Origin of the sequence: Pseudomonas sp. Leaf127 (genome assembly GCF_001423155.1) — a bacterium.
GTDB lineage: Bacteria > Pseudomonadota > Gammaproteobacteria > Pseudomonadales > Pseudomonadaceae > Aquipseudomonas > Aquipseudomonas ovata.
In genome coordinates, this window is the sequence record NZ_LMOA01000023.1 from 371,811 (window position 1) to 392,074 (window position 20,264).

At 62.9% G+C, this 20,264-nt stretch carries 23 protein-coding genes; 16 read left to right on the plus strand and 7 right to left on the minus strand.

What is annotated here, in order from left to right:
• The first annotated feature begins 66 nt into the window (after positions 1–66).
• The 4 genes from ASF84_RS22765 to ASF84_RS22780 all read left to right on the plus strand — a co-directional run bounded on the left by ASF84_RS22765 (position 67) and on the right by ASF84_RS22780 (position 1,961).
• Positions 67–438: a cupin domain-containing protein gene (locus ASF84_RS22765; RefSeq protein ID WP_056841137.1), complete on the plus strand. Its 372-nt coding sequence runs from the start codon at positions 67–69 to the stop codon at positions 436–438.
• 78 nt (positions 439–516) lie between these two features.
• Positions 517–738, plus strand: a complete 222-nt coding sequence (locus ASF84_RS22770; protein WP_056841138.1) for a hypothetical protein — start codon at positions 517–519, stop codon at positions 736–738.
• Between the two features lie 208 nt (positions 739–946).
• Positions 947–1,540 (plus strand): hypothetical protein, encoded by a 594-nt coding sequence (locus tag ASF84_RS22775; RefSeq protein ID WP_056841139.1) that lies wholly within the window; start codon positions 947–949, stop codon positions 1,538–1,540.
• Positions 1,541–1,757: 217 nt separating this feature from the next.
• A complete protein-coding gene (locus ASF84_RS22780) occupies positions 1,758–1,961 on the plus strand; it encodes a hypothetical protein (protein ID WP_056841140.1) in 204 nt (67 codons plus the stop codon).
• Positions 1,962–2,033: 72 nt separating this feature from the next.
• Here ASF84_RS22780 and rpmG read toward each other — a convergent pair whose 3' ends face one another.
• Both rpmG and rpmB read right to left on the minus strand, forming a co-directional pair.
• Positions 2,034–2,189: a 50S ribosomal protein L33 gene (gene rpmG, locus ASF84_RS22785; protein ID WP_007894709.1), complete on the minus strand. Its 156-nt coding sequence runs from the start codon at positions 2,187–2,189 to the stop codon at positions 2,034–2,036.
• 11 nt (positions 2,190–2,200) lie between these two features.
• Entirely contained in the window at positions 2,201–2,434 is a 234-nt protein-coding gene (rpmB, locus tag ASF84_RS22790; protein WP_056841141.1) for a 50S ribosomal protein L28, read from the minus strand.
• A 356-nt stretch (positions 2,435–2,790) separates the two neighbouring features.
• Here rpmB and ASF84_RS22795 point away from each other — a divergent pair, with 356 nt between their 5' ends.
• Positions 2,791–4,377 carry an ABC transporter substrate-binding protein gene (locus tag ASF84_RS22795; RefSeq protein ID WP_056841142.1) on the plus strand — a complete coding sequence of 529 codons (1,587 nt, stop codon included), beginning with the start codon at positions 2,791–2,793 and terminating at the stop codon, positions 4,375–4,377.
• A gap of 72 nt (positions 4,378–4,449) precedes the next feature.
• Here the strand turns inward: ASF84_RS22795 and radC are convergent, their stop codons facing one another.
• Positions 4,450–5,124, minus strand: a complete 675-nt coding sequence (gene radC, locus ASF84_RS22800) for a RadC family protein (protein ID WP_056841143.1) — start codon at positions 5,122–5,124, stop codon at positions 4,450–4,452.
• A gap of 148 nt (positions 5,125–5,272) precedes the next feature.
• On the opposite strand from radC, the gene coaBC reads away from it, so the two are divergent.
• The 4 genes from coaBC to argB are packed head-to-tail and all read left to right on the plus strand — an operon-like array spanning position 5,273 to position 10,534.
• Positions 5,273–6,481 carry a bifunctional phosphopantothenoylcysteine decarboxylase/phosphopantothenate--cysteine ligase CoaBC gene (coaBC, locus tag ASF84_RS22805; RefSeq protein WP_056841144.1) on the plus strand — a complete coding sequence of 403 codons (1,209 nt, stop codon included), beginning with the start codon at positions 5,273–5,275 and terminating at the stop codon, positions 6,479–6,481.
• Positions 6,482–6,487: 6 nt separating this feature from the next.
• Positions 6,488–6,943 carry a dUTP diphosphatase gene (dut, locus tag ASF84_RS22810; protein ID WP_056841145.1) on the plus strand — a complete coding sequence of 152 codons (456 nt, stop codon included), beginning with the start codon at positions 6,488–6,490 and terminating at the stop codon, positions 6,941–6,943.
• Between the two features lie 56 nt (positions 6,944–6,999).
• Positions 7,000–9,597, plus strand: a complete 2,598-nt coding sequence (locus ASF84_RS30015; RefSeq protein WP_056841146.1) for a phosphomannomutase/phosphoglucomutase — start codon at positions 7,000–7,002, stop codon at positions 9,595–9,597.
• A 28-nt stretch (positions 9,598–9,625) separates the two neighbouring features.
• Positions 9,626–10,534, plus strand: coding sequence for an acetylglutamate kinase (gene argB / locus ASF84_RS22820; protein WP_056841147.1), 909 nt, complete (start codon positions 9,626–9,628; stop codon positions 10,532–10,534).
• A gap of 207 nt (positions 10,535–10,741) precedes the next feature.
• Here the strand turns inward: argB and ASF84_RS22825 are convergent, their stop codons facing one another.
• The gene (locus tag ASF84_RS22825) at positions 10,742–11,347 is read right to left on the minus strand and encodes a hypothetical protein (protein WP_056841506.1); all 606 of its coding nucleotides are present in this window, start codon (positions 11,345–11,347) and stop codon (positions 10,742–10,744) included.
• A 41-nt stretch (positions 11,348–11,388) separates the two neighbouring features.
• Complete coding sequence (pyrE, locus tag ASF84_RS22830) at positions 11,389–12,030, minus strand: orotate phosphoribosyltransferase (RefSeq protein ID WP_056841148.1); 642 nt, start codon at positions 12,028–12,030, stop codon at positions 11,389–11,391.
• Positions 12,031–12,110: 80 nt separating this feature from the next.
• On the opposite strand from pyrE, the gene ASF84_RS22835 reads away from it, so the two are divergent.
• On the plus strand, positions 12,111–12,890 hold the full coding sequence (locus ASF84_RS22835; RefSeq protein WP_056841149.1) for an exodeoxyribonuclease III: 780 nt from the start codon (positions 12,111–12,113) through the stop codon (positions 12,888–12,890).
• Positions 12,891–12,973: 83 nt separating this feature from the next.
• Here the strand turns inward: ASF84_RS22835 and rph are convergent, their stop codons facing one another.
• The gene (rph, locus tag ASF84_RS22840) at positions 12,974–13,696 is read right to left on the minus strand and encodes a ribonuclease PH (RefSeq protein ID WP_056841150.1); all 723 of its coding nucleotides are present in this window, start codon (positions 13,694–13,696) and stop codon (positions 12,974–12,976) included.
• Positions 13,697–13,972: 276 nt separating this feature from the next.
• Here rph and ASF84_RS22845 point away from each other — a divergent pair, with 276 nt between their 5' ends.
• The 6 genes from ASF84_RS22845 (at position 13,973) to ASF84_RS22870 (ending at position 19,225) form a co-directional block, all read left to right on the plus strand.
• Positions 13,973–14,836, plus strand: coding sequence for a YicC/YloC family endoribonuclease (locus ASF84_RS22845; RefSeq protein ID WP_056841151.1), 864 nt, complete (start codon positions 13,973–13,975; stop codon positions 14,834–14,836).
• A gap of 13 nt (positions 14,837–14,849) precedes the next feature.
• Positions 14,850–15,470, plus strand: a complete 621-nt coding sequence (gmk, locus tag ASF84_RS22850; RefSeq protein WP_056841152.1) for a guanylate kinase — start codon at positions 14,850–14,852, stop codon at positions 15,468–15,470.
• A 125-nt stretch (positions 15,471–15,595) separates the two neighbouring features.
• Positions 15,596–15,859: a DNA-directed RNA polymerase subunit omega gene (rpoZ, locus tag ASF84_RS22855; RefSeq protein ID WP_045485028.1), complete on the plus strand. Its 264-nt coding sequence runs from the start codon at positions 15,596–15,598 to the stop codon at positions 15,857–15,859.
• A gap of 60 nt (positions 15,860–15,919) precedes the next feature.
• A complete protein-coding gene (gene spoT, locus ASF84_RS22860; RefSeq protein WP_056841153.1) occupies positions 15,920–18,025 on the plus strand; it encodes a bifunctional GTP diphosphokinase/guanosine-3',5'-bis pyrophosphate 3'-pyrophosphohydrolase in 2,106 nt (701 codons plus the stop codon).
• A gap of 24 nt (positions 18,026–18,049) precedes the next feature.
• A complete protein-coding gene (locus ASF84_RS22865; RefSeq protein WP_056841154.1) occupies positions 18,050–18,430 on the plus strand; it encodes a RidA family protein in 381 nt (126 codons plus the stop codon).
• A gap of 57 nt (positions 18,431–18,487) precedes the next feature.
• Entirely contained in the window at positions 18,488–19,225 is a 738-nt protein-coding gene (locus tag ASF84_RS22870; RefSeq protein WP_056841155.1) for a hypothetical protein, read from the plus strand.
• 133 nt (positions 19,226–19,358) lie between these two features.
• On the opposite strand, the gene ASF84_RS22875 is transcribed toward ASF84_RS22870, so the two are convergent.
• Entirely contained in the window at positions 19,359–20,210 is an 852-nt protein-coding gene (locus tag ASF84_RS22875) for an SDR family oxidoreductase (RefSeq protein WP_056841156.1), read from the minus strand.
• Between the last annotated feature and the right edge of the window lie 54 nt (positions 20,211–20,264).

Genomic DNA, 20,264 nt, shown 5'->3' on the forward strand with positions numbered 1-20,264 from the left:
ATCATCGGCCTTTCGCCTGACTCAATTACAACCACCGCGCACCACACGCTTGCCAAGGGGATCTGCATGACCATTCAAACCATCGTCGATTTCAGCGAAGCCGGCACGCCTGCCGAACGTTATCGTCCCGCCCCGGAAAAAATCCTCAAGGGCGACCCGCAGCAGACCGTCTACAACCACTACAACAGCCCGTGCGAGCAATTCAATGCCGGGGTGTGGGAAGGCGAGCCCGGCCAGTGGCAGGTCAGCTACACCGAGCACGAATACTGCGAGATCGTCCACGGTGTCTCGGTGCTGCGCGATGAAAACGGCCAGGCCAAGACCTTGCGCGCCGGTGACCGCTTCGTGATTCCGGCGGGTTTCAAGGGCACTTGGGAGGTGCTGGAAACATGCCGCAAGATCTACGTGATTTTTGAAACAATGGATATAAATAAGTAACGCATACCCGGTGCTGCACAGAAGGATGATGCTCACGTATCCGAATCAACGGACCCTCCCTCAACAAGGAAGATGAGCATGAGCGACGAATTCACCGAAGCCAATGAAAAGGTCAACCAGCAGCTGCAATATCTGGTTGGCAGCTGGTACGTCACTTCTGTCAAAGCCTATGTCATGCAATTGACCGGCTTTGAGCAGGTGTGGGCCCCTGATGATTACCCGACCGGCGAACCTGACATTCGCCGTCTGGGCATCCTGCTCGACTGGCGAGGCAGGATTGCCGGCTTCAAGGTTGGCTGATTCGGCAACCGGCCACACAAGAGATGCGCATCGCAAGATGCGCATCTTTTTTTTGGCTGAGCAATCCGGCAACCCACCAGGAAACATATCGCAAGATTTGCGCATTTTCTGAAACAACACATATAGATAAGTAACGCCTTTACAGGGTCATGAAGGAGGACTCTGAAGGTGTCCTGACTGATGGACGTACCTTTCAAGGAAGATAGAAATGAACAACAACAATGATTTGGCTCAGACCCTTCAACACCTGATTGGCAGTCGCTATGTACCTTCGCTCAAGGCCTATATCAGCGAACTGACCGGTGTCCCGGATGTAGCCGGTCCCGGTGAAACTGACACAAAAGGCCGCCCTGACCTCAATGCAGACGGTCGCCCTGACGGTGTACCGGGCGAAATCGACGGCAAGGGTCGTCCTGACCTCAACGCAGACGGTCGTCCTGACGGTGTACCGGGCGAAATCGACGGCAAGGGCCGTCCTGACCTCAACGCAGACGGTCGCCCTGACGGTGTGCCGGGCGAAGCCGACGCAAAAGGTCGTCCCGATCTCAGCGCAGACGGTCGCCCTGACGGTGTGCCGGGCGAAGCCGACGCAAAAGGTCGTCCCGATCTCGGCGCAGACGGTCGCCCTGACGGTGTGCCGGGCGAAGCCGACGCCAAGGGTCGTCCCGATCTCGGCGCAGACGGTCGCCCTGACGGTGTGCCGGGCGAAGCCGACGCCAAGGGTCGCCCAGGAGGTGATGTCAGCCGCATTACCGTAGAGATCGACGCAGCAAGGCGTGTTACCCGCTTTGGTTTTGCCTGATCGTCCTGGCTGAACAGCATGAAAAAGGCCTGTATATGTCTATACGGGCCTTCCTCTGTAAACGAAACCAATGACCGGGCTTTCTTTGCGTCAGGCCTTGGGTACGATGAGCCTGCGGCAGCAAATATAAATAAATAACGCACCCACAGGGCGCTAAAAGAGGAATCTGAGAATGCCCGAATGGATGGGCACCTATCTCTTTTCAAGGAAGATCAAAATGACTAACGAAGAAATCACCCAAACCCTGAGCTATCTGGTTGGCAGCCGTTATGTGCCGGCGGCAAGGGCCTACATCAGCGAGCTGACCGGTCGCGATCGGGTCCACGGTCCTCGTGATATCACCACCAGGGAATACGACGTGAATCGTATTACCGTGCAGGCCGATGCCGATGAAGCCATCACCGGCTTCAGCTTTGGCTGATCACGTTTCTGCCTGAACCAAAAAAGGCCCGTATCTCGCGATACGGGCCTTTTTTGTGAAAGCCAAAATCAATTACTTGATTTTGCCTTCCTTGTAGATCACGTGCTTGCGAACAACCGGATCAAATTTCTTGATCTCGATTTTGTCCGGAGTAGTACGCTTGTTCTTGTCGGTCGTGTAGAAGTGACCGGTGCCGGCGCTCGAAATCAAACGAATCAATTCACGCATGATCAGTCTCCTTAAATCTTGCCGTCGCGACGCAGGTCAACCAGGACCGCCTCGATACCGCGTTTGTCGATGATACGCATGCCCTTGGCAGAAACGCGCAGGCGAACGAAACGTTTTTCACTCTCAACCCAGAAGCGGTGATGCTGCAGGTTTGGCAGGAAACGACGACGGGTTTTGTTGTTTGCGTGGGAAATGTTATTCCCGGTTACCGGACCCTTACCGGTAACTTGACAGACTCTCGACATGCCTCAGCCCTCTAAAACCACATGCCCAACCCGGCATGGGTTGGCCGCTTAATCTCTCAGTCATTCGGCGCATGGTGCGCCGCGTTTCTTCAAGGGTCTTACCGACCTCACCTGATGGGTAAGGAGCCGGGCCCTAGAAAAGAGCGCTGCTTTATACCAGAAACCCCCGCAGTCAACAACAAGCAAAGTAGTTTGCGCTGCTGGAACAGGTGCCATGTCCATGCCAGCGGGCATCCACGAACAAAGTGCCATTCGTCGCATTGCATTGATTGTCGTGTGCCATGACATCGTCTAGGGTAGGTCCCCTCACCAGACTGCACCGGCAGATGGGGCCCTATCTGAACAGGAATATAGCCATGCGCCTAGCTGCACTCCCTCTTTTGCTCGCCCCATTGCTGCTGCCGGCCATGACCCAGGCCGCCAACCTGATCGTATGCACCGAAGCGAGCCCCGAGGGGTTCGATGTCGTGCAGTACAACTCGCTGACCACCACCAACGCCTCGGCCGATGTGCTGATGAACCGCCTGGTGGACTTCGATGCACAAGGCGCCAGGCTGGTGCCAAGCCTGGCCGAAAGCTGGACGGTGTCGGCCGATGGCCTGACGTACGACTTCAAGCTGCGCAGCGGGGTCAAATTCCACAGCACCGAATACTTCAAGCCGACCCGCGACCTGAATGCCGACGACGTGCTGTTCAGCTTCAATCGTATGCTCGACGCCAGCAACCCCTGGCACAAGATCGCCCAGAGCGGCTTTCCGCATGCGCAGTCGATGCAGTTGCCGGCGCTGATCAAGGCCATCGAGGCCCCTGACCCGCACACTGTGCGCTTTGTCCTCAACCGTGCCGACGCCACCTTCCTGGCGACCCTGAGCATGGGCTTTGCCTCGATCTACTCGGCCGAATACACCGCGCAACTGCTCAAGGCCGGCACGCCGGAAAAACTCAACACCCAGCCGATCGGCACCGGTCCCTTCGTGTTCAAGCGCTTCCAGAAGGATGCCGTGGTGCGCTACAGCGGCAACCCGGACTACTTTGCCGGCAAGCCGGCCATCGACACGCTGGTGTACGCCATCACCCCGGACGCCAACGTGCGCCTGCAGAAGGTACGACGTAACGAATGCCAGGTTGCCCTGTCGCCCAAGCCGCTGGACATCCAGGCCGCCAGTGAAGACCCGAACCTCAAGGTCGAGAAGACCGAAGCGTTCATGACCGCCTTCGTGGCGATCAATACCCAGCACCCGCCGTTCGACAAGCCCGAGGTGCGCCAGGCCGTGAACCTGGCCTTCGACAAGGCCAATTACCTCAAGGCGGTGTTCGAAGGCACGGCCGAAAGCGCCGCCGGCCCTTTCCCGGCCACCACCTGGAGTTACGCCAAAGACTTGCCGGGCTACGCCCACGATGTGGCCAAGGCCAAGGCCCTGGTGGCCAAGGCCGGGCTGAAGGACGGCACCAAAACCACGATCTGGACCCGCCCGTCGAGCAGTCTGCTCAACCCCAATCCCGGGTTGGGCGCGCAACTGCTGCAGGCGGATCTCAAGCAGATCGGCATCGACGCCGAGATCCGCGTCATTGAATGGGGCGAACTGATTCGCCGTGCCAAGGCGGGCGAGCATGACTTGTTGTTCATGGGCTGGGCCGGCGACAACGGCGACCCGGACAACTTCCTGACCCCGCAGTTTTCCTGCGCGGCCGTGCAGTCGGGCACCAACTTCGCCCGGTACTGCGACAAGGGTCTGGACACGCTGATCACCGATGGCAAGGCCACCAGTGACCAGGCCGCCCGCAGCAAGCTCTACCAGCAGGCCCAGGCGCAGATCCAGCAGCAAGCCCTGTGGCTGCCACTGGCCCACCCCACCGCCGCCGTGCTGACCCGCAAGGAGGTCAGCGGCTACCAGGTCAGCCCGTTCGGCCGCCAGGATTTCTACAAGGTGACGGTAAAATAACCCGGCCGCCTCGCACCACGCCAATCCTGTTGGAGCGACCAACGGTCGCGAAAGGCGTCAGCCGCAGGAGTACTACATCAGGCCGCGCTCGACCAGTGACAACGGTTCGCCATCGCCGATGATCACATGGTCCAGCACCTCGACATCGATCAGCGCCAGCGTCTCCATGAGCCGCTTGGTCAGCTCGATGTCGGCCCGGCTGGGCTCGCTGACGCCCGAGGGGTGGTTGTGGCACAGGATCAGGCTGGCGGCGTTGTGCGCCAGGGCGCGCTTGACCACCTGGCGAGGGTGAACGTACGCGGCATTGATCGAGCCATGAAACAGCACTTCGAAGGCCAGCACCCGGTGCTTGCTGTCCAGGAACAGGCAGCCGAACACTTCATGGGGTTCGTGGCGCAACAGGGACTTGAGGTAGCGGCGCACCTGATCGGGGTTTTCCAGGGCCGAATCACGGCGCAGGGTTTCGGCCATGTGCCGGCGCGCCATTTCCAGCACCGCCTGCAACTGGGCGAACTTGGCCGGCCCCAGCCCCAGGTGCGCGCTGAACGCTGCCAGGTCCGATTCCAGCAGGGTGCGCAGGCTGCCGAACTGGCCCAGCAAGTGGCGGGCCAGGTCGACCGCGCTGTGCCCGGCCACCCCGGTGCGCAGAAAGATCGCCAGCAGTTCGGCATCGGAGAGGCTGGTCGCCCCCATGCTCAGCAATCGCTCGCGGGGACGCTCCGCCGCGGGCCAGTCGCGAATACTCATAACACCTCCTTGTGTTGTGCGAACACCGCCATGGACGTCGCTGTTCCATGGCAGACGCTGTGCTATCTTAGCCCATCTTTTTTGCGCGGCGACCCGGCCTGGGGAGGCGTCATCGCCATCGCGCCATTGACCAAGACAAGGCAAGCCTATGCAGCGGCTGTATCGAAAACGCATCGTTCTGGGCGTCGGCGGCGGCATCGCGGCCTACAAGAGCGCCGAACTGGTTCGCCGCCTGCGCGACCAGGGTGCCGAAGTGCGTGTCGTCATGACCCGTGGCGGGGCGGAATTCATTACCCCGCTTACCATGCAGGCGCTCTCGGGGCACCCGGTGCACCTGGACCTGCTGGACCCGGCGGCCGAAGCGGCCATGGGGCATATCGAGCTGGCCAGGTGGGCCGACCTGATCCTCATCGCCCCGGCCACCGCCGACCTGATCGCCCGCCTGGCCCAGGGCATCGCCAATGACCTGCTGACCACCATCGTGCTGGCCACTGACGCCACCGTCGCCATTGCCCCGGCGATGAACCAGGCCATGTGGCGCGACGACACGGTGCAGGCCAACACCCGACAGCTCGCCGAGCGCGGCTGGAAGGTGTTCGGCCCGGCCTCCGGCGTGCAGGCCTGCGGTGACGTGGGCTTCGGGCGCATGCTTGAGCCCGACGACCTGGCCCTGTGCGCGGCGCAGTGTTTCCAGCGCCTGAGCCTGACCGGCAAGCATGTGCTGATCACCGCCGGTCCCACCCAGGAAAACATCGATCCGGTGCGCTACATCACTAACCACAGCTCCGGCAAGATGGGCTTTGCCCTGGCCGAGGCAGCCGTTGAGGCCGGCGCCCGGGTCACGCTGATCACCGGCCCCGTGAGCCTGCCGACCCCGGACCGGGTGACGCGCATCGATGTGGTCAGCGCCCGCGACATGCTCGCGGCGTGCGAGGCAGCGATTCCGTGTGACCTGTTCATCGCCTCGGCAGCGGTCGCGGACTACCGACCTGAAGTCATCGCCCCGCATAAACTCAAGAAAGATCCTACGAACGGCGACGGCTTGCTGCTGCAGATGGTCCGCAACCCGGACATTCTGGCCACCATTGCCACCCGTCCCGATCGTCCGTTCAGTGTCGGTTTTGCCGCCGAGACTGAACACTTGCTCGACTATGCTGCACGCAAGCTCAAGGACAAGAATCTCGACCTGATCGTCGCCAACGATGTGGCCAACCCCAGCATCGGCTTCAACAGCGAGGAAAATGCCTGCAGCGTGATCGACCGGGCGTTGCACGCAACGCTCTTTGCCCAGACCAGCAAGGGCAAGATTGCCCGCCAGCTGATCACCTTTATCGCAGAACGCATGAATCAGGCCTGACTACGAATGCACGCTCTACAAGCCAAGATCCTCGACCCTCGCATCGGCAGCGAATTTCCTCTTCCGGCCTACGCCACCGGCGGCTCGGCAGGCCTCGACCTGCGCGCCATGCTCAAGCAGGACACGGTCCTGGAGCCGGGCCAGACCCTGTTGATTCCTACCGGGCTTTCGATCTACATCCAGGACCCGGGCCTGGCGGCCATGATCCTGCCGCGCTCGGGACTGGGCCACAAGCACGGCATCGTGCTGGGCAACCTGGTCGGGTTGATCGACTCCGACTACCAGGGCGAACTGATGGTCTCGTGCTGGAACCGCGGCCAGACGCCGTTCACCATCGCCATCGGCGAGCGCATTGCGCAACTGGTGCTGGTGCCGGTGGTGCAGGCGCATTTCGAACTGGTCGATGAATTCCAGCAGACCGAGCGCGGCGCTGGCGGCTTCGGTCACTCCGGCAGCCACTGAGTCTCGATCGCGGCAACAATGCCCGGCATCAGTACCCATGAATGGAGAGCAGTCGGGTGAAAGGCAGTCAGCTCAGCACCGCCACGCAGTCAGCAGCACACCGCCCGGCGCCGGCTTCGACGGGTCTGCACGCCCTGCTGCCCGGCCTGGTTCCGGCGCTGATCGGCCTGGGTGCCGCTGCACTGCTGGTGGGCATCGGTCTGTCCGGCAACCCGCAGCACTATCAGCAACAGGTGCAGGCCTGGGGCAACAGCCAGGCCGCAGCGATCAACCTGGCGTTGCGCCAGATCGATGCCGACACCCGCGCGGCGGCCAGTAATCCGGCGATTGCCCGGCTGGTACAGGGCAGCGATCCGCTGGCCCTGAAAGCGGCGCAGGCACAGTTTCTCTACTGGGACGGCCTGGTCGGTGCACGGATCAACCCCAGGGGGCTGGCCGATACCGATGAGCAAGCACCGGTGCCGGTGAGCTTTTCCACCCTGGACATGCTCAACAAGACCATTCAGGGCCAGCCACCGGCGCCCGAGGCGCGCCAGGTCGGCGAGCGCTGGGTGATCTACAGCGCCGCTGTCGTACGTGATGCCCCAGGCAATCCGCCCGGCGGCACGCTGCTGCTGGCCTTTGATATCCAGCGCCTGCTCGGTGCCTTGCCGCCGATACCCGCCGAGGCCGGCCAGGTCACGCTCAGCCAGCAGTTCGGCAACGGGCCGCGTCAGGTCTTTGTCCAGCGCGGCCAGGCCAATGGCGATCAGGCCGCAAGCTTTGACACCGGCTACCCCGGCTGGCAATTGCAGTTCGCCCCGGGTCCGGCCCTGCAAGGCTCGCCGCCCTGGCTGCTGCTGGCGCTGGCGGCCCTGCTGGCGCTGGTTGGCATCGTGCTGGGCCTGTACCTCAATGAGCGCGCCCTGCAACGCCGCATCAGCGCCGATGCCCGGCAGCTCGATCAACTGCTGCAAGAACTCTCTGGCGGAAAAACCGTCAAATCATTCGGTCTGAGCCTGCCTGCCCTTGAAGGCCTGGCTCAGGCCCTCGCCCGTTTTTCGCTGCGCGGCCCGCATACCGGCGTGCCCGGCACGGTGCGCAGCGACAAGACCGGCCCCGCACCCGGCATCACTGAAGGCAGCGTTGCAGTATCGCCACCGCCCACCGTCCCTGACGATGACCTGCGCGATCCGCTGTTCCAGGATACCGATATTCTCGATATCGACATTCTCGACGACAACCAGAACTTCCTGAGATCGGAGCTCTCCCCCCCAATGAACAGCCCAGCATCCGTGGCACCCCAGCTACCTGACACCATTTTTCGCGCCTATGACATCCGCGGCGTGGTCGGTGATACTCTTCACGCTGAAACCGCCTACTGGATCGGCCGCGCCATCGGCGCCCAGAGCCTGGCCGAGAACGAACCCAACGTCAGCGTCGGCCGCGACGGTCGCCTGTCGGGGCCTGAGCTTGCGCAGCAACTGATCAAGGGCCTGTACGACAGCGGCTGCCACGTCAGCGACGTTGGCCTGGTGCCGACGCCGGCCCTGTATTACGCCGCCAACGTGCTGGCCGGCAAGACCGGTGTGATGCTGACCGGCAGCCACAACCCCAAGGACTACAACGGCTTCAAGATCGTGATCGCCGGCGACACCCTGGCCAACGAGCAGATCCAGGCCCTGTTGCAGCGCATTCGCAGCAATGACCTGCCGACCGGGCAAGGCAGCATCACCCAGGTCGACATCCTCGACGGCTATTTCAAGTACATCAAGAACGACATCAAGCTGGCCCGCAAGCTCAAGGTCGTGGTCGACTGCGGCAACGGTGCGGCCGGTGTGATCGCTCCGCAATTGATCGAGGCGCTGGGCTGCGAGGTGATCTCGCTGTTCGCCGAAGTCGACGGCAATTTCCCCAACCACCACCCGGACCCGGGCAAGCTTGAAAACCTGCAGGACCTGATCGCCAAGGTCAAGGAAACCGGTGCCGACCTGGGCCTGGCCTTTGACGGTGACGGCGACCGCGTGGGTGTGGTGACCAACGAGGGCAACGTGGTCTATCCCGACCGCTTGTTGATGCTGTTTGCGCTGGACGTGCTGGAGCGCAATCCGGGCGCTGAAATCATCTTCGACGTCAAATGCACCCGTCGCCTGACCCCGCTGATCGAAGCGCATGGTGGTCGCCCGGTGATGTGGAAGACCGGTCACTCGCTGATCAAGAAGCAGATGAAAAAGAGCGGTGCCCTGCTGGCTGGCGAAATGAGCGGGCACATCTTCTTCAAGGAGCGCTGGTTCGGCTTCGACGACGGTATCTACAGTGCCGCGCGCCTGCTGGAAATTCTCAGCCAGAAGGCCGAAGACGCCGAAACGCTGTTCGCCTCGTTCCCCGAGGACATTTCCACCCCGGAAATCAATATCAAGGTGACCGACGTCACCAAGTTCAGCATCATTGAAGCCCTTGAAAAGGACGCTCAATGGGGCGATGCACAGCTGACCAGCATCGATGGCGTGCGGGTCGACTACCCGCAAGGCTGGGGCCTGGTGCGTGCGTCCAACACCACGCCGGTGCTGGTGCTGCGCTTCGAAGCCGAGACCGAAGCTGAATTGCAGCGCATCCAGGGCGTCTTCCACACCGAGCTCAAGAAAGTTGCGCCGGACCTCGAACTGCCGTTCTGATTGTTTTGACCTTTGACAGGAGCCCCGAATGACCCTCGATCGTGATGCCGCCACCAACGTTGCCAAGGTATTGTCCGAAGCACTGCCGTACATCCGCCGCTTCGTCGGCAAGACACTGGTCATCAAGTACGGCGGCAACGCCATGGAGAGTGAAGAGCTCAAGACCGGCTTTGCCCGCGACATCGTGTTGATGAAGGCGGTTGGCATCAACCCGGTTGTGGTGCACGGCGGCGGGCCGCAGATCGGTGACCTGCTCAAGCGCCTGTCCATCGAAAGCCACTTCATCGATGGCATGCGCGTCACCGACGCCCAGACCATGGATGTGGTGGAAATGGTGCTGGGCGGCCAGGTCAACAAGGACATCGTCAACCTGATCAACCGTCATGGCGGCAGCGCCATCGGCCTGACCGGCAAGGACGCCGAGCTGATTCGTGCGAAAAAGCTCACCGTGACCCGCCAGACCCCGGAAATGACCAAGCCCGAGATCATCGACATCGGTCATGTGGGTGAGGTGGTCGGGGTCAACACCGACCTGCTCAACATGCTGGTCAAGGGTGACTTCATTCCGGTGATCGCACCGATCGGCGTCGGTCCTGAAGGTGAGTCGTACAACATCAATGCCGACCTGGTGGCCGGCAAGGTGGCCGAGGCGCTCAAGGCCGAGAAACTGATGCTGCTGACCAACATTGCCGGCCTGATGGACAAGCAGGGTCACGTGCTGACCGGCCTGACCACCGAACAGGTCGACAGCCTGATCGCCGACGGCACCATCTACGGCGGCATGCTGCCCAAGATCCGTTGCGCACTCGAAGCGGTGCAAGGCGGGGTGCACAGCTCGCACATCATCGACGGCCGTGTGCCTAATGCGGTGCTGCTGGAGATCTTCACCGACAGCGGCGTCGGCACCCTGATCACCAACCGCAAGCCTCGCGGCTGACGGTCGAGGGTCTGAAAGCCCCGCCTGCGCAAGCCGGCGGGGCTTTTTTGTGGGTGCGCCACCTTGGCGCCGCGCCAAGCAGGGGACCTGTGGGAGGCGGCTTGCCGGCGATCGAGTGCGTAGCGCTCGCAGAAATCCTGGAAACGCTGAAATTTTACGACTGCTAAGGCACTCGGTCGCGGTGGTTCGGCATTCGGGCAAGCGCGCCTACTGCAGCAGCTTCTGCACCCGCGCCCGGTCCACGGCAAACGTGGCTTCGGCCTCTTGCCGGCTCTGCTGGTAGCGCAGGATGCCGGCCTGCAGTGCCTGTTGCCGGGTGCGCAGGTCCTTGAGTTGGTCGAGTAGCGTTTGTGGCACCGGGCGCCCGGCGCGCTCGTGGTCGGCCGCCTGGCCCTGCAAACTGGCCTGCTGGGCAGACAGCCCCTGGATATTGCCCTGGGCCACGCCGATCAGTGCATCGAGCTCGGCCAGCCGGCGTGCCCTGGCGCGGTCTACATCATCCAGGCTGCTGTATTGCTGCAACAGCTGCGCATCGGCACTGGCCTGGGCCCTGGTGGCTTCGGCCTGGCGGATTTCCTGGGCGGTGGGGGCCGGCGGCACGATCTGCACCACGCGGCCACGGGCATTGAGAACCTGATAGCCCTTGCCGATGTACTCGGACGGGACGCCCTGGCGGTCCATCACGATGACGCCACGGCTGTCGACGTAGCGGTAGAGCAGGATTTCGGGCGGCTCGGCGGCCAGGGCAGGCCCCTGGAGCGAAGCGCCAAGCCATAGCAGCAGGCCTGCCGCACCCAGACGAGCCTGGCGCATCGGTCGCACTTGCAGTTGCCAGGCCCCGGCCATAGGCCTCCTTAAATCCCGAACTGCGCCCGGTAGTCCTCGACGGCCGGCAGGTACTGCTTGAGCTGCGGATCGTCGGCCAGAAACTCCAGGACCTGGTTCAACGAGACGATGCTGACCACCGGGATGCCGAAGTCACGCTCCACTTCCTGGATTGCCGACAGCTCGCCGTTGCCGCGCTCCTGGCGGTTGAGGGCGATCAATACACCGGCCGCCGTGGCCTGCTGGGCCTGGATGATCTGCATGACTTCACGGATGGCGGTGCCAGCGGTGATCACGTCGTCGATGATCAGCACATTGCCGGCCAGGGGCGCGCCTACCAGGCTGCCACCTTCGCCGTGATCCTTGGCTTCCTTGCGGTTGAAGCACCACGGCAGGTCGCGGTCATGGTGCTCGGCCAGTGCCACGGCCGTAGCGGCGGCCAGCGGAATGCCCTTGTAGGCCGGGCCGAACAGCACGTCGAAGGCCAGGCCGCTGTCGACCACGGCAGCCGCGTAGTAACGCCCGAGCCGCGACAGGGCCGAGCCGCTGTTGAACAGGCCGGCATTGAAGAAGTAAGGGCTGGTACGCCCGGACTTGAGGGTGAACTCACCGAAGCGCAATACGCCGCGATCAATGGCAAAACGAATGAAATCGCGTTGGTACGCCTGCATGAAAAAGCCTCGAAAGCATGGATTTAGCTAATTGACTTGACCTCGGGTATCATACACGCACGTGATTTTTGGGGCCATTTATGCGGATCATCAGTGTGAACGTAAATGGCATTCAGGCTGCAGTCGAGCGTGGTTTGCTCAGCTGGCTGCAAGCCCAGAATGCCGACGTCATCTGTCTACAGGACACCCGCGCCTCCACCTTTGAACTGGATGATCCAGCCTACCAGCTGGATGGCTACTTCCTTTACGCGTGCGAAGCCGAAGTACCCGCCCAGGGCGGTGTGGCGCTTTACTCGCGTTTGCAACCAAAGGCGGTAATCAGCGGCCTGGGCTTCGAAACAGCCGACCGCTACGGGCGTTACCTGCAGGCCGATTTCGACAAAGTCAGTATTGCCAGCCTGTTGATGCCTTCGGGCATGAACGGCGACGAAGACCTGAACCAGAAGTTCAAGCTCATGGACGACTTCGGCAAGTACCTGGACAAGCAACGCCGCAAGCGTCGCGAATACATCTATTGCGGTTCGCTGTATGTCGCGCAGCAGAAGCTCGACATCAAGAACTGGCGCGACAGCCAGCAGTCGCCGGGCTTCCTGGCGCCTGAGCGTGCCTGGATGGACGAGATCGTCGGCAACATGGGGTACGTGGACGCCCTGCGCGAAGTCAATCGCGAAGGCGACCAGTACAGCTGGTGGCCGGACAGCGAACAGGCCGAGATGCTCAACCTGGGCTGGCGCTTCGACTACCAGATCCTGACGCCGGGCCTGCGCCGCTTCGTGCGCAGCGCACGCCTGCCGCGCCAGCCGCGTTTCTCGCAGCACGCGCCGCTGATCGTGGACTACGACTGGACACTGACCATCTGACCACGGGTCAATGTCCATTCGACAAAAAGCCGACATGATGTCGGCTTTTTATTACCCGCAGATTGTAGGTCTCACGCGGGCAATCAGTCCGCCAGCGCCGCGCGCTGCAGCTCGAAGATCTCGTCCATGCCCTTGCGGCCCAGTTCCAGCATGGCGGTGAGCTCTTCAGGCTGGAACGGCGCGCCTTCGGCGGTGCCCTGGATCTCGATGAAACCGCCGGCGCTGGTCATGACCAGGTTCAGGTCGGTCTCGGCCGCAGAGTCCTCGAGGTAGTCCAGGTCCAGGACCGGCTCGCCCTTGTAGATACCCACGGACACGGCGCCGACCATCTGCTTGAGCGGATCGCCGGCTTTCAGGCCACCGCGCTTCTTGATCAGTTTCAGGGCATCGATCAGCGCCACCATGGAACCGGTGATCGAGGCGGTGCGGGTGCCGCCATCGGCCTGGATCACGTCGCAATCGACGTACAGGGTGATGTCGCCCAGCTTGGACATGTCCAGTGCCGCGCGCAGCGAGCGGCCGATCAGGCGCTGGATTTCCAGGGTGCGGCCGCCCTGCTTGCCACGGCTGGCCTCACGCTGGTTACGCTCGCCGGTCGAGCGCGGCAGCATGCCGTACTCGGCGGTCAACCAGCCCTGGCCCTGACCCTTGAGAAAGCGCGGGACGCCGTTTTCGACGCTGACCGTGCAGATGACCTTGGTGTCACCGAACTCGACCAGCACAGAGCCTTCGGCATGTTTGGTGTAGTTGCGGGTGATACGGATCGGGCGCAGCTGATCGGCAGCGCGACCACTTGGACGTTTCATCTGGCAATACCTGTACAGGGACGGAAAACTGCCGGGAGTATAAAGCCCATGGCTGGCGCTGGGCACATCTAAAAGTCCGCCGGGCCGTTTCAGCCGACACAAGGGCTCTGCCGCAGGCCTTGCCGGACGGTGTCGACAGCCGGGCAGGGGCCGGCGCATCAGCGGTTTGGGAGCCGGCCACGCACTGGGTTACAATCCTGCGCCTTTGCAGCCTGTCGCACGGCGTCCGCCCGGACCCACCCTTGCCCAGGACTCACGAATCAGGAGGTACACCCCATGGTGCACAGCATGACCGCCTTTGCCCGCGTCGAACGGGCCGGTGCCCAGGGCACCCTGAGCTGGGAACTGCGCTCGGTCAACCACCGTTACCTTGAGCCGCACCTGCGCCTGCCCGATGCCTTCCGTGACCTGGAAGGCGCCATTCGTGAAGCCCTGCGCCAGGGCCTGTCACGCGGCAAGGTCGAGTGCACCCTGCGCTTCGCCGAGGAAAGCGCCGGCAAGCCGTTGCAGGTCGACCGCGAGCGCGCCGCGCAACTGGTCGCTGCCGCCGAACAGGTCGCCAGCCTGATCCAGCAGCCTGCGCCGCTCAACCCGCTTGAGGTGCTCGCCTGGCCGGGCGTGCTGGTAGCCGATGCCAGCGACCCGCAGGCGCTGAACAACGAAGCCCTGGCGCTGTTCACCCAGGGCCTGGACGAACTCAAGACCGGTCGCGGCCGCGAAGGTGCAGGCCTGGCAGCGTTGCTCAACGAGCGGCTGGACGCCATTGCCCTGGAAGTCACCACACTGCGCGCCCTGGTGCCGCACATGCTGGCCGCCCAGCGCCAGAAGATTCTTGACCGCTTCACCGACATGAAGGCCGAGCTGGACCCGCAGCGCCTGGAACAGGAACTGGTCCTGCTGGCACAAAAGAGCGATGTCGCCGAAGAGCTCGATCGCCTGAGCACCCACGTCACCGAGGTGCGCCGGGTGCTCAAGGCCGGCGGCCAGGCCGGGCGACGCCTGGATTTCCTGATGCAGGAACTCAACCGCGAGGCCAATACCCTGGGCTCCAAGGCTTTCGATCCACGCAGTACCCAGGCGGCGGTCAACCTCAAAGTGTTGATCGAACAGATGCGCGAACAAGTGCAGAACATTGAGTAAGGCCCAAGCCCCCATGACCCATAGCACCGGCACCCTTTACATCGTTTCCGCGCCTTCCGGCGCCGGCAAGACCAGCCTGGTTTCGGCCCTGATCAAGGATCAGCCACAGATTCGTCTGTCCGTCTCGCACACCACCCGCGCCATGCGCCCGGGCGAAGTGAACGGGGTGAACTATCACTTCGTCGAGCGCGCCGACTTTCTGGCCATGATCGAGCAGGGCGACTTTCTCGAGCAGGCCGAAGTGTTCGGCAACCTGTACGGCACCTCGCAGAGCAGCCTGCAACAGATTCTCGACGAGGGTCACGACCTGATCCTGGAAATCGACTGGCAAGGGGCCGAGCAGGTGCGCAACCTGATGCCCGATGCGCGCTCGATCTTCATCCTGCCGCCCAGCCAGGAGGCGCTGCGCCAGCGCTTGAACAATCGTGGCCAGGACAGCGACGAGATCATCGAGGGCCGGATGCGCGAGGCGGTCAGCGAAATGAGTCATTTTGCCGCCTACGATTACCTGATCATCAACGATCACTTCGCCCAGGCCCTGGAAGACCTCAAGGCCATCTTCCGTGCCAATCGCCTGACCCAGACACATCAACAGCAGCAACACCGAGCCCTGCTGAGCCAGTTGCTGAGCTGAACCGAGCGCCGGGATGGGCACCGCCGATGGCTTGGCGCTTGAAGCTTGCCACTCCCCGCTAGTACACTACCAAGTCCGCTCGCCCATCCGGGCAACGCGCATACGCATTTGCTACGAGGAATACCATGGCCCGCGTGACTGTTGAAGACTGCCTGGAACACGTCGATAACCGCTTCGAGCTGGTCATGCTCGCCACCAAGCGTTCGCGTCAGCTCGCCACCGGCGGCAAGGAACCCAAGCTGGCCTGGGAAAATGACAAGCCTACCGTTCTGGCCCTGCGTGAAATCGCCGCCGGCCTGATCGACAACGCCGTGATCGCCGAAGCTGAAATCGTCGAAGACGAACCGTTGTTTGCCGCGTTCGAGGACGAGTCCAGCGAGGCCGTATAAGCCTATGCCGGGTCGACGTAGTGCGGCGCAGCGCAGGGGCCATCGGCAGGAGGTAGCGCTTTGCCGAGCATAGACGCCCTCGCCGAACGCCTCTCAGCCTACCTCGGCAAGGATCAGGTCAACCTGGTCCGCCGGGCGTATTTCTACGCCGAGCAAGCCCACGACGGCCAGCGCCGGCGCAGTGGCGAAGCCTACGTCACCCATCCCCTGGCGGTTGCCAGTATTCTCGCTGACATGCACATGGACCATCAGAGCCTGATGGCCGCGATGCTGCATGACGTGATCGAGGACACCGGCATCGCCAAGGAAGCCCTCAGCGCGCAGTTCGGCGAAACCGTGGCCGACCTGGTCGACGGGGTCAGCAAGCTGACCCAGATGAACTTCGAGACCAAGGCCGAAGCGCAGGCTGAAAACTTCCAGAAAATGGCCATGGCCATGGCCCGCGACATTCGCGTGATCCTGGTCAAGCTGGCCGACCGCCTGCACAACATGCGCACCCTTGAAGTGCTGTCCGGTGAAAAACGCCGGCGCATCGCCAAGGAAACCCTCGAAATCTACGCCCCCATTGCCAATCGCCTGGGGATGCACAGTGTGCGGATCGAATTCGAGGACCTGGGTTTCAAGGCCATGTACCCCATGCGCTCCTCGCGCATCGGCCAGGCCGTCAAGCGTGCCCGTGGCAACCGCAAGGAACTGGTCAACAAGATCGAAGAATCGCTGAGCCACTGCCTGGCGGTGGACGGCATCGCCGGCGATGTCAGCGGGCGGCAGAAGCACCTCTATGGCATCTACAAGAAGATGCGCGGCAAGCGCCGCGCCTTCAACGAGATCATGGACGTGTACGCGTTCCGCATCATCGTCGACAAGGTTGACACCTGCTACCGGGTGCTGGGCGCGGTGCACAACCTGTACAAGCCGCTGCCGGGGCGCTTCAAGGACTACATCGCCATCCCCAAGGCCAACGGCTACCAGTCGCTGCACACCACGCTGTTCGGCATGCACGGGGTGCCCATCGAAATCCAGATTCGTACCCATGAAATGGAAGAGATGGCCAACAACGGCATCGCCGCGCACTGGCTGTACAAGTCCAGCGACGACGAGCAGCCCAAGGGCTCGCATGCCCGCGCCCGGCAATGGGTCAAGGGCGTGCTGGAAATGCAGCAGCGCGCCGGCAACTCGCTGGAGTTCATCGAAAGCGTCAAGATCGACCTGTTTCCGGACGAGGTCTACGTCTTCACGCCCAAGGGCCGGATCATGGAGCTGCCCAAGGGCTCCACGGCCGTGGACTTCGCTTATGCCGTGCATACCGATGTGGGCAACAGCTGCATCGCCTGCCGCATCAACCGCCGCCTGGCGCCGCTGTCCGAGCCGCTGCAAAGCGGTTCGACCGTCGAGATCGTCAGTGCGCCGGGCGCACGACCGAACCCTGCCTGGCTCAACTTTGTCGTCACCGGCAAGGCGCGCACGCACATTCGCCACGCCCTGAAGCTGCAGCGCCGCTCCGAATCCATCAGCCTGGGCGAGCGCCTGCTCAACAAGGTGCTCAACGGCTTCGAGACCAGCCTGGACAAGATCGCCACCGAGCGCATCCAGGCCGCGCTGACCGAATACCGGGCACAGGTGCTCGAAGACCTGCTCGAAGACATCGGCCTGGGCAACCGCATGGCCTATGTCGTGGCACGCCGCCTGCTGGGCGACGGCGAGCAGTTGCCCAACGCCGAAGGTCCGCTGGCCATTCGCGGCACCGAGGGCCTGGTGCTCAGTTATGCCAAGTGCTGCACGCCGATTCCGGGCGACCCGATCGTCGGCCACCTGTCGGCCGGCAAGGGCATGGTCGTGCACCTGGAGAACTGCCGTAACATCAGTGAAATCCGCCACAATCCGGAAAAGTGCCTGCAATTGTCCTGGGCCAAGGATGTGACGGGCGAATTCAATGTCGAGCTGCGCGTCGAGCTCGAGCACCAGCGCGGCCTGATCGCGCTGCTGGCCAGCAGCGTCAACGCCGCCGATGGCAATATCGAGAAAATCAGCATGGACGAACGCGATGGTCGTATCAGCGTGGTCCAACTGGTGGTCAGTGTCCACGACCGCGTGCACCTGGCCCGCGTCATCAAGAAGCTGCGTGCATTGCCGGGCGTGACCCGTATCACGCGCATGCGTGCCTAGCCAAAGCCCCCTCAAGGAGTTCTCATGACCAAGACCGTCATCACCAGCGACAAGGCCCCTGCCGCCATCGGCACCTATTCCCAGGCCATCAAGGCAGGCAACACTGTCTACATGTCCGGGCAGATCCCGCTGGATCCCAAGACCATGGAACTGGTCGACGGTATCGAGGCGCAGATCACCCAGGTGTTCGAAAACCTCAAGTCGGTGGCCGAAGCGGCAGGCGGTTCGTTCAAGGACATCGTCAAGCTGAACATCTTCCTCACCGATCTTGGCCACTTCGCCAAGGTCAACGAGATCATGGGCACCTACTTCCAGCAGCCTTACCCGGCCCGTGCCGCCATCGGCGTGGCCGCGTTGCCGCGTGGCTCGCAGGTCGAGATGGACGCTATCCTGGTCATCGAATAAACCTCCCCGGGCGCAGCCCCTGATGCTGCGCCCACCCCGTTAAGGAAGGATTCTGCTATGCGCCGTGCGCTCGCCCTCTCGCTGTTGGCCGCACTCGTTACCGGTTGTGCCAGCCACGTCGATCGTAACCCCGACGGGACCTGGATCAACCAGACCGCCATCGATGCCGCCGTCAGGGATGGCAATCTGCGCCAGGCCCTGCTGGCCAACGGTCCCAACCTGGAATGGCAAGTCAACACCAAGGCCGGCCAGGCCTCTTACTCCAATGGTTTCGAGCTGGGTGAAGGCAAGATCACCAGCGCCGCCGACGGCAAGCTGCGCATCGACTTCTATGGCAATTTCGTCGAAGACCTGCGCGTGGACGACGGCGAACTGATCCAGGCCGCCAACGAGTCGGGCCCCGAGCAGCACTTCGTCAAGCCCAAGGCGGCGATGCCTGCCGATGCACCTCCAGGCAGCAGCTTCGAAAATGCGTTGTACGGCGCCTTCATGGGCGGCAAGTGGACCATTGTCAGTGGCGAAGGCCAGGGATCGACCGTGCAGTTCATGCCTGACGGCGCCGTGCAGGGCCTGGGTGACAACGACCGCTACGCGCTGTGCCTGGCAGGCGATTGTGCGGCCATGAGCGGCGAATACGACAGCATGTGGCTGGAGCGGGCCGAGCAGGGCGCGCCGTGGATCTTCGTGCGCAATGGCAAACGACTGGAAATCTTCCAGGCGCTCAACACCGCCGGCGCCGACGAAATGCCCCAGCTGCGTCCGGGCCAGAGCCGCTGGGTGCTCGAAAAGCAGTAACCCACGCCGCCTTTGTAGGAGCGCGCTTGCCGGAATGCCGGACCACCGCGACCGAGTGCGTAGCGCTCGCAAAATCTGCGAAACGCCACAAATTTACGACTGCTGACGCAGCCGGTCGCGGGCAAGCGCGCTCCTACGGGCGCAGCAGCGCTGCATACCCCGCCTTGTAGTCCGCGTAACGCGGTACCCAGCCCAGGGCGCGGGCGCGGGCGTTGCTGCAGCGCTTGCTGCCGGCGCGGCGCAGGGTCGCCTGCTCGGCCCACTCGGTCACCCCCAGGTATTCGCGCATCCAGGCCACCACCTCCGCCAGCGGCACCGGCGCGTCATCGACCCCCAGATAGCAGTCCTGCAGTTTTACGCCTTCGGCATCGGCCTTGAGCAGATAGGCCAGCAGGCCGGCGGCATCGTCGGCATGAATGCGATTGCCGTACACCGGCGGGTCGATCGCCACGCTATAGCCCTGGCGTACCCGGTTCGACAGGTCGCTGCGGCCCGGACCATAGATCCCGGTCAGGCGCACCACGCTGGCCGGCCAGCCACTGTCGAGCGCTACCCGTTCAGCCTCCAGCAGCACCTGGCCGGAAAAGCCGGTGGCCTCGGTGGCCGAGGTTTCATCGACCCATTCGCCCTGCTGCTGACCATAGACACTGCTGCTGGAGACGAAAATGACCCGGCGCGGCGACTGTCCGGACGCGCGCAACCAGCCGAGCGCGTGTTCAAGCCCCTCGACATAGGCGCGCCGATAGCCTGCTTCATCGCGTTCGGTGGGGGTGGCGCAGTACACCAGGTAATCGATGCCGCCGGTCGGCCAATTCATTGGCCGTTGCGGGTCGAACAGATCGCCGGCGATGCCGGTGACGCCTGCCGGCAAGGCAGCAATATCGCGTCGCAAGCCGTGCACCTGCCAACCCGAAGGGAGCAGTTGCAGGGCCAGGCGCGAGCCGATGTCACCGCAACCGGCGATCAGTAGCGAAGGGGCGGGCATTGCGTCTCTCCTCATGGAACGAAATCAAAAGCCATCATCTTTACCGGGACTTTA

What these genes read in the sequence shown, in the direction of transcription:
- ASF84_RS22765 (WP_056841137.1), top strand. Translation starts at nt 67, where the DNA reads ATGACCATTCAAACCATCGTCGATTTCAGCGAAGCCGGCACGCCTGCC.
- ASF84_RS22770 (WP_056841138.1), top strand. Translation starts at nt 517, where the DNA reads ATGAGCGACGAATTCACCGAAGCCAATGAAAAGGTCAACCAGCAGCTG.
- ASF84_RS22775 (WP_056841139.1), top strand. Translation starts at nt 947, where the DNA reads ATGAACAACAACAATGATTTGGCTCAGACCCTTCAACACCTGATTGGC.
- ASF84_RS22780 (WP_056841140.1), top strand. Translation starts at nt 1,758, where the DNA reads ATGACTAACGAAGAAATCACCCAAACCCTGAGCTATCTGGTTGGCAGC.
- rpmG (WP_007894709.1), bottom strand. Translation starts at nt 2,189, where the DNA reads ATGCGTGAATTGATTCGTTTGATTTCGAGCGCCGGCACCGGTCACTTC.
- rpmB (WP_056841141.1), bottom strand. Translation starts at nt 2,434, where the DNA reads ATGTCGAGAGTCTGTCAAGTTACCGGTAAGGGTCCGGTAACCGGGAAT.
- ASF84_RS22795 (WP_056841142.1), top strand. Translation starts at nt 2,791, where the DNA reads ATGCGCCTAGCTGCACTCCCTCTTTTGCTCGCCCCATTGCTGCTGCCG.
- radC (WP_056841143.1), bottom strand. Translation starts at nt 5,124, where the DNA reads ATGAGTATTCGCGACTGGCCCGCGGCGGAGCGTCCCCGCGAGCGATTG.
- coaBC (WP_056841144.1), top strand. Translation starts at nt 5,273, where the DNA reads ATGCAGCGGCTGTATCGAAAACGCATCGTTCTGGGCGTCGGCGGCGGC.
- dut (WP_056841145.1), top strand. Translation starts at nt 6,488, where the DNA reads ATGCACGCTCTACAAGCCAAGATCCTCGACCCTCGCATCGGCAGCGAA.
- argB (WP_056841147.1), top strand. Translation starts at nt 9,626, where the DNA reads ATGACCCTCGATCGTGATGCCGCCACCAACGTTGCCAAGGTATTGTCC.
- ASF84_RS22825 (WP_056841506.1), bottom strand. Translation starts at nt 11,347, where the DNA reads ATGCGCCAGGCTCGTCTGGGTGCGGCAGGCCTGCTGCTATGGCTTGGC.
- pyrE (WP_056841148.1), bottom strand. Translation starts at nt 12,030, where the DNA reads ATGCAGGCGTACCAACGCGATTTCATTCGTTTTGCCATTGATCGCGGC.
- ASF84_RS22835 (WP_056841149.1), top strand. Translation starts at nt 12,111, where the DNA reads ATGCGGATCATCAGTGTGAACGTAAATGGCATTCAGGCTGCAGTCGAG.
- rph (WP_056841150.1), bottom strand. Translation starts at nt 13,696, where the DNA reads ATGAAACGTCCAAGTGGTCGCGCTGCCGATCAGCTGCGCCCGATCCGT.
- ASF84_RS22845 (WP_056841151.1), top strand. Translation starts at nt 13,973, where the DNA reads ATGGTGCACAGCATGACCGCCTTTGCCCGCGTCGAACGGGCCGGTGCC.
- gmk (WP_056841152.1), top strand. Translation starts at nt 14,850, where the DNA reads ATGACCCATAGCACCGGCACCCTTTACATCGTTTCCGCGCCTTCCGGC.
- rpoZ (WP_045485028.1), top strand. Translation starts at nt 15,596, where the DNA reads ATGGCCCGCGTGACTGTTGAAGACTGCCTGGAACACGTCGATAACCGC.
- ASF84_RS22865 (WP_056841154.1), top strand. Translation starts at nt 18,050, where the DNA reads ATGACCAAGACCGTCATCACCAGCGACAAGGCCCCTGCCGCCATCGGC.
- ASF84_RS22870 (WP_056841155.1), top strand. Translation starts at nt 18,488, where the DNA reads ATGCGCCGTGCGCTCGCCCTCTCGCTGTTGGCCGCACTCGTTACCGGT.
- ASF84_RS22875 (WP_056841156.1), bottom strand. Translation starts at nt 20,210, where the DNA reads ATGCCCGCCCCTTCGCTACTGATCGCCGGTTGCGGTGACATCGGCTCG.